Annotated in this window: 9 protein-coding genes; 7 read left to right on the top strand and 2 right to left on the bottom strand. The window is 41.6% G+C overall.

Annotated elements, in window-relative coordinates:
* Window positions 1–295 precede the first annotated feature (295 nt).
* Together QAS77_RS06665 and QAS77_RS06660 are read right to left on the bottom strand one after the other, a co-directional pair.
* Complete coding sequence (locus tag QAS77_RS06665; RefSeq protein ID WP_305064565.1) at window positions 296–463, bottom strand: hypothetical protein; 168 nt, start codon at window positions 461–463, stop codon at window positions 296–298.
* 295 nt (window positions 464–758) lie between these two features.
* Window positions 759–1,013, bottom strand: a complete 255-nt coding sequence (locus tag QAS77_RS06660; RefSeq protein WP_305064564.1) for a hypothetical protein — start codon at window positions 1,011–1,013, stop codon at window positions 759–761.
* A 347-nt stretch (window positions 1,014–1,360) separates the two neighbouring features.
* Here QAS77_RS06660 and QAS77_RS06655 point away from each other — a divergent pair, with 347 nt between their 5' ends.
* The 7 genes from QAS77_RS06655 (at window position 1,361) to QAS77_RS06625 (ending at window position 11,865) form a co-directional block, all read left to right on the top strand.
* On the top strand, window positions 1,361–3,166 hold the full coding sequence (locus QAS77_RS06655) for a glycosyltransferase (RefSeq protein WP_305064563.1): 1,806 nt from the start codon (window positions 1,361–1,363) through the stop codon (window positions 3,164–3,166).
* A gap of 75 nt (window positions 3,167–3,241) precedes the next feature.
* On the top strand, window positions 3,242–4,231 hold the full coding sequence (locus tag QAS77_RS06650) for a galactose-1-phosphate uridylyltransferase (RefSeq protein ID WP_305064562.1): 990 nt from the start codon (window positions 3,242–3,244) through the stop codon (window positions 4,229–4,231).
* Between the two features lie 62 nt (window positions 4,232–4,293).
* Window positions 4,294–5,463 carry a glycosyltransferase family 4 protein gene (locus QAS77_RS06645; RefSeq protein ID WP_305064561.1) on the top strand — a complete coding sequence of 390 codons (1,170 nt, stop codon included), beginning with the start codon at window positions 4,294–4,296 and terminating at the stop codon, window positions 5,461–5,463.
* A 59-nt stretch (window positions 5,464–5,522) separates the two neighbouring features.
* Entirely contained in the window at window positions 5,523–6,653 is a 1,131-nt protein-coding gene (locus QAS77_RS06640) for a glycoside hydrolase family 57 protein (protein WP_305064560.1), read from the top strand.
* Window positions 6,650–7,852 (top strand): glycoside hydrolase family 57 protein, encoded by a 1,203-nt coding sequence (locus QAS77_RS06635; RefSeq protein WP_305064559.1) that lies wholly within the window; start codon window positions 6,650–6,652, stop codon window positions 7,850–7,852. The genes QAS77_RS06640 and QAS77_RS06635 overlap by 4 nt, the downstream gene beginning before the upstream one ends.
* 21 nt (window positions 7,853–7,873) lie before the next feature.
* Window positions 7,874–9,817, top strand: coding sequence for a glycoside hydrolase family 15 protein (locus QAS77_RS06630; protein ID WP_305064558.1), 1,944 nt, complete (start codon window positions 7,874–7,876; stop codon window positions 9,815–9,817).
* 44 nt (window positions 9,818–9,861) lie between these two features.
* Window positions 9,862–11,865 carry an amylo-alpha-1,6-glucosidase gene (locus QAS77_RS06625; RefSeq protein WP_305064557.1) on the top strand — a complete coding sequence of 668 codons (2,004 nt, stop codon included), beginning with the start codon at window positions 9,862–9,864 and terminating at the stop codon, window positions 11,863–11,865.
* The last annotated feature ends 231 nt before the right edge of the window (window positions 11,866–12,096 follow it).

The following is a 12,096-nucleotide window of genomic DNA, read 5'->3' as shown; positions in this document are numbered from 1 at the left end:
TAACGTTCACATTTAATGTGGATGGGTCAAGTTTGTCAGCAACCTACCCTCAGTAAAGCAGAATTTCGGGTCTCAATTTGAGACCACCCATTTTTCATTTGATCATTTTTTTCAAAGGGCTTGGTCCGGTACATTATGCTTATATGGTAGAAAAGGTGCAAGCCCATGAAACATATTTGAACATTTTCGGGCGGAATTAGTATCAGTTACTTGTGATCACAAATTTGTAGAATGGAGAATAATAAAAAGCTGATGAAATAAAGGAATTTCTGGCCTTACGGAAGGCTCTTTTACTTCAGAAGAGGGTAGCATAAGATGAAAGTCTGAGGAAGGCCATCAGAGCAATGGATACTGTAAGGGTGGCAATGAACGCTCCATTTCCATCAATTTTAAGTCCTCTATTTGTCCATTCAAGGATACTGTCTTCGTCTTCCATTGTGGAACCTGCGTAGTATGTTTCCATTTCTTACTTCCTCCTGGTTATATTGGCAATGGGCATCTGTCACGATTAATCATTGCACACATCTATAAGGATTAATCATTTATTAAGGTTTCGGAGTAAAGAATTATTTGTAAGATAAATTGAAGTGTATTAAAGGCAAAACAATGAAGCATATCAAGGTGCTTTTCCTGAATGAGATGGATGAAGAAGATATCGTAAAATTGCTTTAAGTAGTAAAGAAAGAGTAAAGCGATCTAATACTGATATTATTTTCTTATTGGATCATCTCTCTTTGGTCCCGGTATGCTGCTGTATCTCAGGGCAGGATCTTGTTGGCAAGCCAGGGGGATGTCGCTGTTACGATCAGCACAAGTAACCAGATGCGTCCTTCGAAGATATTGTAATCATATAACAGGCGATGCCAGGAGTGGCCTATGACAAAGTGTCCAAAGAGGAATTCAAAACATATTGTCAGGAACAGCCACATAAGGCCAACATAAATGAACTGCCTGGATGTCCCAGAAACACCTGAATATTTCAGGAAAATATAGGTAACTGTAAATATGGCCACGCTGAAGATCACCGAACTTATCTGGTGGCAAGAAGTTCACCAGTATAAGGTGCATAAAGCCCTCTTGATATGCCATTTAATATAGCAGGTATGATGAAAAGCAACCAGAGCCCAAAGGAATACAAATAAAGTTTGGGATCCATATTAGTAATTTTGACCTTTACAGATAAAAACTTATTCTTATATTCAAAATTAATATTGTAAGTTTAAAGCTTTAATTTAGGTTTTTTAGCCAGATCGTGTTTTTATTTTGGTTTGAGATCTCTACATAGCTGATATTCTTACAAAACCTAATATAGTGTTCCTGCTAATTCTACAGATAATTAATAAGTTCGGGGGTTTACTGGGTGATCGAACGTAAATGTATTATTATCGCTGGTGAAGAAGCTGGTCCGAAGTCCAATAAGATGGGCGGTATATGGAATGTTATTGATGCGGAAGTAAAGAATCTTGCTCAAATGCTTGAAGACGGTACCATAGAAGAGGAATCGACTCCAAGGATCTTCGTTGTGGGTTCTTATTATGGCCATAGTGGTTCGGATTGGAACAAAGGTCTGAATCGTATCACAGACATGACTGAATTTGATGATTTTGTTCCCGATGAAGAACTTTCAATGATCATTGAAGAACTCAAGGTAAAAGGCATTGAAATTGTTGTTGGAGCAATAAAGGTCAAAGAGATAGAAATTGTTTACTTGATGTTCAAGACCAATGATTTTTGTAGAGTGGTCGTTGAATATAAAGGCGAACATATTTGTCTGGAAAATAAGATCAAGGCTGAAGCTTATGACCTCATTGGCCTCGATTCCTTATCCTTTGAGGATCTGGGGAACAGGACCGAATATACGCATTATCTTAATCTTTCATATGCAATATCTGAATTTGTTCATACTCTCGTATCTCTCAGGGAAGAGACTGCCGGTGCCTATGAAGATAAACTGATATCCGAATTTGCCAGTTCTTTGATGCCTACATTGTATGTTTCACTGCACTGCCACGAGTTCGGGGTATTTTATGCAATTGCCAGACTCAAGAAGACCGGTGTTACGATCAAGACAGTTGCAACCTATCATGCAACTATTCCGGGAAGAGTTGCAGGACATCTTTCTATTAAAAAAATACGGGAAAATGATAGTTCATTGGGTGATGGGACTCCAAAGAATATGGCAACTCTTGAGTCGCTGTCCTCATATGCAGATGTTGTAACTGCAGTAGGAGATTCTACAAAAAAAGAGATCAAATTGTTCTATGGCATTGATTCCATTGTTGTGAGGAATGGTATCGATCTTGAGATCGAGGACATCGATGAATTATTGGATAAAAAGTTAAAATGCCGTACTAAGATCCAGGAATTAACTGCCAGTAAACTTTATAATACGCATCACAGTGTAGAGCTTTTACCGGAAAAGATCATTCCTATATTCTCTATATCACGTATCGAAATTGAAAATAAAGGTTATCCTGACCTGCTGGATTCACTTCTTCTTCTTGACAGGATGGTAAGGATAGAGGTCGAGGCTGGTAGGCTTGATAATAACTACAGGGTCGTGTGTTTCATCATAACTGCTCATGGTCCAAAAACAAATCTGCCGGAAAATTTCCCGATCATGCTCAATGAAGATATACTGATCGGTGAAGAATTACGGATCCAAAATATGATCGAGAACAGGGGACTTGAATGTTCCAAACTTCCAAATGGTGACAGGTATGTTTCTGCTGTTCTATACCCCCAGTGGTTATCAGATCATGATGGCGGTTTCAACATGACTGTCGATGAATTCATGGCTGGTTGTATTGCCGGCATATTCCCTTCAAGATATGAGCCTTTCCTGTTAACTGGTCTTGAAGCTGGAAAGGAAGGAACACCCAGCATTGTCAGCAAGGTTTGTGGATTCAGTGATGCGTTAAGCACTGCCAAGCGCCTAGTGATGGGGATGGGTGGGGTACTGGTAGTTGATAATATCGATCTTGCCTATCTTGAAACGATAGCAGATTATGCACTTACCATGGATTACTTCATAGACACTTACACTGATGACAAGACAAAATACAACTTCCTCTGTCAGGAAGCAAATCTCCTTGCTAAGGATATGAACTGGCAGGAGCCTACTAAGGAATACTACGAGATGCTTACAGGTACAAAATTAAAATAAGATCTGTACCTGTTAAAAAAGTATTGTTCTTATGAAAAGAAACTGAATATATCTATATTGGGGATGATGGGGAATATGTCAGAGATACGCAAGCACTATTTTCTGGATGAATATTGCATAATAGCACCAGGAAGAAGTAAAAGGCCTTCAGTGTTCAAAGCAGAAAAGAAAGAAAAGGCCTCCAATAAATGTGTTTTTTGTGCCGGGGAAGAAGATAAAACACCTCTTGCAACTGCTGTTTATAAAAATGGCAGTATTCTGAAAGATTCCGAAAGTTCAAGAGTAACAGGATGGGATGTGCGTTGTATGCCAAATCTTTATCCTGCACTTGCTCCGGATGGAGGTGAAGTTAATTCAGATCATGAGGTATTTCCAGGTTATGGTTTTCATGAAGTTATAGTTGAAACACCTACGCATGAGAATATGATCCCTGATCTTTCAGATGAAGAGATGGCATTACTTATGAAGGTCTATCGGGATCGTGTAATTCACTACGAAACCTTTGATAAGATCGAATACGTTTCACTGTTTAAGAACTGGGGGGAAAAGGCGGGTGCGTCTTTGGAACATACCCATTCCCAGCTAATAGCGATGCCCATTAAACCTCCGCTATTAATGGAAGAGATGAAGGCCATAGGATCATTTTCAAGATGTCCTTATTGTGACATCGTAGAAAAAGAAAGCAAAAGTGAGAGACTCTTATATGAAAATGAGCATTTTATGGTTATAGCACCTTATTGCTCAAAGGTCCCGTACGAGCTGTGGATCCTGCCTAAGGGGCATATAAATCATATCTCAGGCTTTGATCAGGACCATTTGGACTCTCTGGGAAAAGCAATACGTTCTGCTCTCTCATGTCTCCGGGACAATATGGGTGAGATTCCTTATAATTACATGTTCTATCAGCTAAGAGATGAACCTGGATATCACTTTAACTTGAAGCTTCAACCGGTTACAACGAAGGCAGCGGGTTTTGAGAAAAATACCGAAGTATACATTAATATAATGCCTCCGGAAACTGCGGTGAAATATCTTCAGGGTAATTTTCAGGACGGTCCTGAATGATACTTTTAAGTACTAATCTAAATATTTAATGAATACTATAAACTAATTGGATTTGAAAGAAAATGGGGAAAAATTTAAAGATCGGGATGTTCTCTTGGGAGAGTTTACACTCGATTAAAGTGGGTGGTATAGCTCCGCATGTTTCCGAACTTGCTGAAGCTCTTGCGAAGACAGGACATTCAGTCCACATATTTACCAGAAATAATGGACTGGATCCATATGGAGAGGTTAATGGAGTTCACTACCATCGGGTAGACCATTCTCTCTCAGGAGGCATTGTTCAGCAAATGGATAGCATGTGTGATTCAATGTACTCGAGATTCCTTGATGTTACGAAGGAATATGGCAAGTTCGATATATTACATGCACATGACTGGCATCCTTTCAATGTGGTCTCAAGGATCAAATATGAATTTGGTATACCTTTTATGTTCACATATCACAGTACCGAATGGGGACGGAATGGTAACATACATGGAAACTGGTGGGAAGCCGAGGAAATATCCCATCGGGAATGGAAAGCTGGTTATGAGGCTACGAAGGTCATATCTACATCACAGCAACTTACAGATGAGATCAAGTTCCTGTACCAGATACCCGATGAGAAGATCTCTATCATTCCAAACGGTATCTTCCATGGAAAGATCAAAAAAGATGTTGATGCCGGTAAAGTAAAAGAAAGATTGGGTATTCATCCGCTCGCACCGGTTGTTCTGTTCATAGGAAGGATGAGCTACCAAAAAGGTCCGGACATGCTTGTTGAAGCTATCCCTGAAGTGATGGACCATCGCTGGGACACGGAATTTGTTTTCATCGGGGAAGGTGAAATGCGCCCTCCATGTGAAGCTCTTGCAAATGCCGAAAACGTTTCAGATAATTGTCATTTCCTGGGATATGTGGATGATGAAATAGCCAAGGACTGGATCAATACATGTGATATTCTCTGTATTCCAAGCAGGAACGAACCGTTTGGGATCGTTGTTCTTGAAGGCTGGGATGCTGAAAGGACCATTGTTGCAACAGATGCTGTCCAAATAATCAATAATTTCGTTGATGGTATCCTTGTCTACAAAAATCCAAATTCTATTGCATGGGGCATAAAGTACGTGCTTGATGACCTCTCCAATGGTAGCATGAGAAAAACCGGTAAAGAGCTTATAGAGACCAGATACAACTGGCTCAAGATCGCAGAAAATACAAGTGAAGCATACCTTGATGCTCTCAAAAACTAAATTATGGCTATCAATAGTGCTGATGCCATCAATAATATAATAAAATAGGAGGCTTGGGAATGCAGTCGGTTTGCATCTGTTCAGAAGTACATCTTCCTTGTGTGCTAAAATGGTACTGGCCATCGGAGGGCTATCGCTCTCCTGAATTTGAAACATATTTTGATCAGCCCAAAATGTACTCTGCTTTAGAAAAAAATGTCCCTGAGATAATTCGTACGAATGAAGCTTTGCTGGATTCCATGGATAACGGCGCAAAGTATACTTTTGATATATCCGGGATCTTTTTAGATCAATGTAAGTGGAATCCTGCTGTAATAGAATCATTTCAGGAGCTAAAGGACAGGGGTGCCGGCTTTTCAGCATCACCCTATTATCATTCCATATCATCCCTTTTCCCTGATAATAAGGAATTTAAAGAACAGGTCTCCATGCATCGGGATAAGATCAAGGAGATATTCAATGTCAATCCCCGTACCTTCATAAATACTGAACTAATACTTACAAAGGAGCTCAGTACGACCCTTAAGGAGATGAAGTTCAAGTGCCTTATTTCAGAAGGGTCGGAGAATCTATTGTATGGAAATGATCCAAACCAGGTTTATGATAATCATATACCGACGTTGTTGCGTCACATACCCTTAAGTGAAGATATAGAGATCCGCTTTTCAGATCAGAAATGGATAAGCTATCCTTTGATAGCTGATAAATTTGCTTCATGGATAGCCAACATGGAAGGCGATGTGACCACATTACATTTCAAATACAGTTCCATCCTTTCCCATCAGCAGAACAGAAGCGATATACTTCAATTCCTCATCGATCTTCCGGCAAGTTTTGAGAAATATGGAATTTCCATGATAACACCTGAAGAAGCTTTGAAGAATTTTAAGACAAAGGAACTTCCATCTATCATGAACAAATCCACTTCTCGCTATGGGATGCATAATTTAATGGGCAATCACCCGCAGCACCTGTACCTGCATGAACTGATAAAGATCGGTGAGATCCTCCAGTCCATAAAAGGTACTCCTGAATATGAAAAACTGAACTGTATCTACCGATACTTTCAGCAAAGCGAAATATTGCTGGAGATGGGGTCTGATAACCAGAACATTGGTTATGAAAAGGCAGTCAATATTTTCTCTGCAATTTCGGACTTTAAACGTGCAATACTGGAAGTGAAGGTATGAAATCCGTATGTATGTACTTCCAGCTCCATCAACCGTACCGTTTGAAGTGGTTCTGGCCGGATGACTCTAAAGGGTTTGAAAGGTATTTCGATGTTGCAATAAACAGGAGTATCTTCGAGAAGGTTGCCCGCAAGTGCTACCTTCCAGCCACGACTCTCTTAGCAGAGCTCGTTGACCAGCATGAAGGCAATTTCAAGTTCAGTGTTTCAATAACCGGAACTCTTCTAAGCCAGTGCGAAAAATGGAATCCTGATGTACTTGACGTTTTCACCCAACTTGCAGACTCAAAACGGGTGGAATTTCTCGATGAGACCAATTATCATTCTCTTGCAGGTCTTTTCGATGACAAGGATGAGTTTCGGGAAGAGGTCCTGGAACATCATGAGCTTACTTCAGACCTGCTTGGTGTAAAACCACAGGTTTTCAGGAATACAGAACTCCTTTACAATAATAGTATTGCGGAAACAGTTTCATCCATGGGTTACAAAGCCATACTTACAGAAGGCGTTGATCAGCTGTTGGACACCCGTTCACCTAATTATGTCTACAAAGCAAAGGATTGTGGCCTACCCGTTCTTCTCAGGAACTATAAGATGAGTGATGATATCGGTTATCGTTTCTCAGCGAGATGGTGGGAAGAGTATCCATTGACTGCTGACAAGTGGGCACACTGGGCGTCCACAGAAAAAGGAGATTGTATGAACATCTTCATGGATTACGAGACCTTTGGTGAGCATCAATGGTCCGACTCCGGTATCTTTGATTTCCTCAGGGCTTTACCTGGTGAGGTTCTTAACAAAGGTCTTGAGTTCAATACTCCTTCTGAGATCGTCGAGAAGTACGACCCGGTAGGAGAGGTAGATGTCGGGGACTTTAACACGATCTCATGGGCAGATATGGAGAGAGATACAAGTGCATGGCTTGGTAACGACATGCAGCGTAGGTGCTTTGAAGAGGCAAAAAGGCTTGGACCTTACGTGAAAAGAACGAATGATCCGAAGCTCATCAACATATGGAGGCATCTGCTTACATCTGATCACTATTACTACATGAGTACAAAATGGTTGGGAGACGGAGATGTACATTCGTATTTCAGTATCCATACATCACCGTATGATGCAGCCATAAATTTCATTGCAGCATTATTGGATTTCAAATCCTGTGTTTTCAGGAAACTGGCTGAAATGAACAAAGAATGATCTTGAAAAGGAGAGATATATTTGATCAGGCATCCAAATGCTATACTCGGCAATGATAAATTGCTTGTATCAATGGGTGAGAAAGGCAATCTACTGGGATTTTTTTACCCAAGGCGAGATTGGGCTCAACATATTGGAGAGTCCAAAGCCTGCATTTACATAAATGGGGGTCTGCTATGGACGGATTCTCCTGAATGGACCTCAAAACAGGAATATGTGGATGATACGAATGTAATCACAACCCATCGGTCCCATTTTTCCGGCATCGAAGTATCAATTCATGACTTTATGCATCAGGATATGCCGGTCCTTGTACGGAAGTATGAGATCACATCAAAAGAGCATATCAGTGGCAAATTTTATTATTATTCTAATTTCCAGGCCGGAGAAACCCATCGGAGAAACTCTGCTTTCTGTGATCCGGATATCGGTCTGCTTGTTCAATACATGCAGAACTTCTACATTGGTCTGGCAAGTGCTCCGGGATTTGAGGAGTGGCAGGTTGGTAAGATACAGGAGAATGGATGGGTGGCAAGTGCCAGAAGTGATATGGAAGATGGACAACTCCAGCAAAATGTTGAAGAGATTGGTGATCTGGACAATTCGATAGGATGGGAGCTTAACCTCCTGCCTGGTGAAAGTACCACGATCACACTGTTGATCGGTATCGCTTCAGAAAGGCAGTTAATATACGACCTGCTGGCTGATGTTCTGGAACAGTCCCCTGCTGACATAATGCATGGATATGAAGATCGCTCAGTCCAATGGTTATCAAAAAAGCGAGCTTTAGATTTATCTGTACTGGAAGATGATCCCCTTTTCAAAAAAGAGGTCCATAGCTTATACGTTCGTTCATTACTTTCTCTGAACTTACTGAATGACCCTTATGAGGGATCATTTGTAGCTTCTCCGGAGTTCGATCCTGCTTTTGAGATGTGTGGGGGATATGGGTTCTGCTGGAACCGGGATACGGTGGAAGCCGTTCTTGCTCTGTTGAATGCCGGTTATCCTGAATTTGCGGCAAAGTTCTTTGGATGGTGCAAAAGAACACAACTTCCTAATGGTTCGTGGTTCCAGAGATACTGGCTCGATGGGAAAGAAGCTCCTTCCTGGGGCAATTTTGATGATTCCACGCAGATCGATGAGACCGGTTCAACGCTTTATGCAATTGATCACTATTACCAGAAACTGGAAGTAGCTGAAAGACCTGAATTTCTTAAAACCATGTGGGAAACGGTGCGTGGGGGTGCAGAATATCTCATGGGAAGGACCGCCCAAGGTCTTCATGATCCATGCAGGTGCCTGTGGGAATCCGAAATTGGCATATTCAGTTATACGAATGCTGCTATCTATGCCGGTCTAAGAGGTGCTGCTCATTTAGCCAAGGACAATGGTGAACCGAGATTTGCAGAAAAATGGTTCGACAGGGCTGAACTGGTCAGGAGGGAAACCATTGAGAAACTGTGGCTTAAGGAAGGCTATTTTTCCCGGGGTATTATTGACAACAATATCCACAGAACTGTAGATTCGAGCATGATCGGCACGTTCGTCCCTTTTGCTCTTCTTTCACTTAACGATCCTGATGAAAAGGCCATGATACTCTCAATGATAGAGCATACTGAAAGTGCTCTCAGGGTTCCGGTCAATGGATATTTTGGGATAAAACGTTATGAAAATGACAATTATATAGATGGTAATCCATGGGTAGTGACAACATTATGGCTTTCCCGTGCCCTGCTCACTCTTGCCGTATCACTGGGGAATAAGGATGATGAATATGACCTGCTGGTGAATAAGGCACTTGAATACATAAAATGGACAATTAGATGCACGACCAGCACCGGTCTCTTATCCGAGCAGGTGGATAAGAACACTGGGCGAGCTGCATGGGCCAGACCTTTAGGCTGGAGCTGTGCACTATTTATCGAGAATGCTCTGCTTCTGAACGAATTAAAAGAAGCGTGAAAGAGATCAAGTTCGAACTGAATATATCCCAAGGTGTAATTCGTATGTCCCCATATGCAACATATAATGGTGAATTTGATCCTGCTTCTGGTATTTCCCGGGAATGGCTGATCACGAACGGCATCGGGGGATATGCATCATCTACTCTTATTGGTGAGAATTCAAGAAAATACCATGGTCTCCTAATCGCTTCTGCAAATCCTCCGGTTGACCGTAGGGTGCTGCTTTCTTCCCTTGATGAAGAGATCATTGTTGGGAATGTGGTCCATCGTCTTGCAGTCCATAGGTATCCCGATACAGTGTATCCTTCAGGTTTCAAATATCTCGAGCATTTTTCTGCTTCTCCGTTACCAACCTTTGAGTACAGGATCGGGAACATTAAGCTGATAAAGAATATCTTCATGATATATGGACAGAACACCACAATTGTCAGGTATAAGCTATTAAATCCTGATAATGAGGACATCGTTTTCCGTATATTGCCTCTTGTGACCAACAGGGATTTCCACCAGCTTAGAAGGGCAGATGATATCAGTTTTAGTGAAGTGTATGGTACCACAGGAGTTCAGCTGGGGACGGATGATGGTCTTCTGCATCTGCGATCCAATATGCAATATGGTCAGGAACCACACTGGTACTATAATTTAGAATATAGCCTCGAACGTGAACGAGGGGAAGCTTATCAGGAAGATCTCTATAACCCTGGTCATTTTGAAAGACAGATCTCGGACCATGTAAGTGAAATGTATGTTGTAGCCTCGGATTCTATCCTGAAAAACCTGGAATTCGATCCTGAACTTGTTAATTCTGAACACGAAAGGGAACTTTCAAGACAAAGATCTCTGCAAGATCGCTGTAATTTGACTGGTGATCTCGCAAAGCAGCTCGTCAATGCTGCAGATTCTTTCATCGTGCAACGCAACTCCACCAGTTCAAAAACGATCCTCGCAGGTTATCACTGGTTTGCGGATTGGGGAAGGGACGCAATGATCTCGCTTCCGGGACTTACTCTTGCAACAGGAAGGTTCAATGATGCAAAAGATATTCTGACCACCTTTTCTGAACAATGTTCAGAAGGCCTTATACCAAACCGTTTTTCAGATGACGGTCTTTCTCCTCCTGACTATAATACAGTTGATGCTTCCCTCTGGTTCATCCATTCCCTTGGGAGATATTATTCCTATACCAAGGATGTCGAATTTGTTAAGACAATGTGGGATACGGTTGGGTCAGTGATCCATAAATACATTGAAGGTACCCTATACGGAATCCGTATGGATGAAGATGGACTTATTGAGCACGAAGGTCAGCTTACCTGGATGGATGTGAAGATCGGTGATAGGGAGATCACACCGAGGGCTGGGAAAGCATGCGAGATAAACGCTTTGTGGTATAATTCCCTCTGTATTGCCAACTGGCTGGGGGGAGTGGTAGGTGCGGATACAAAGCAGTATATTGAAATATCTCAATTGGCAAAGAACAATTTCGTTAAAACTTTCTGGAACCCGACGGAGAAGTGCCTTTATGATTGCGCTTCCGTAAATGAGGATCTGTCTGTCAGTAAAGATGCATCCATCAGGCCGAACCAGATATTTGCAGTATCACTACCCTACACGATGCTTGATCCTGAAAAGGAGAAAATGATCGTTGAAAAGATAGGTGAAGAGCTCTTAACCCCTTATGGCCTGAGGACCTTGTCACCGGCTGATAGCCAGTATATTGGAAGATACAGGGGTGACAGGGATTCCCGGGACCGTGCATATCATAACGGCACGGTCTGGCCCTGGCTGCTCGGACCATTCGTTACTGCATATGCAAAGGTGCACGACAGATCTCCCTCAAGCCTGGAATATTGCAGGCAATTGTTACTCCATTTTGGATCTCATCTTGATGAGGGTGGAATAGGAAGTATCTCCGAGATATTTGATGGTGATCTCCCACACAGGCCAGGTGGATGTATTTCCCAGGCATGGAGCGTTGCTGAAATATTACGGGCTTATGTCGAGGATGCGAATGTTCAAAGTCATCGTCGGATGGAAAAAAAGTAACTCGAAAAATGAGCTTGAAGATAAAAAGGGTAGAATTGCTATCAGTTGCTTGTGATCATAAATTTCTAAAATGGAGAATAATAAAAAGCTAATTATAGTCAAACACCCAACATTTTGGACTTCTGTTTTTCACTAAGAAACTTTTCAATCCATCTCTTTGCAAAGCTAATTTTTGATGAGCACTCCATAAATTTCTCATGTATTAAATCCCGCATATGATCAATATCGATA

Source organism: Methanococcoides sp., assembly GCF_030594565.1.
Taxonomy (GTDB): Archaea; Halobacteriota; Methanosarcinia; order Methanosarcinales; family Methanosarcinaceae; genus Methanococcoides; species Methanococcoides seepicolus.
Note: the sequence above shows the minus strand (reverse complement) of the source record. Positions and strands in the feature narration are given on the sequence as shown.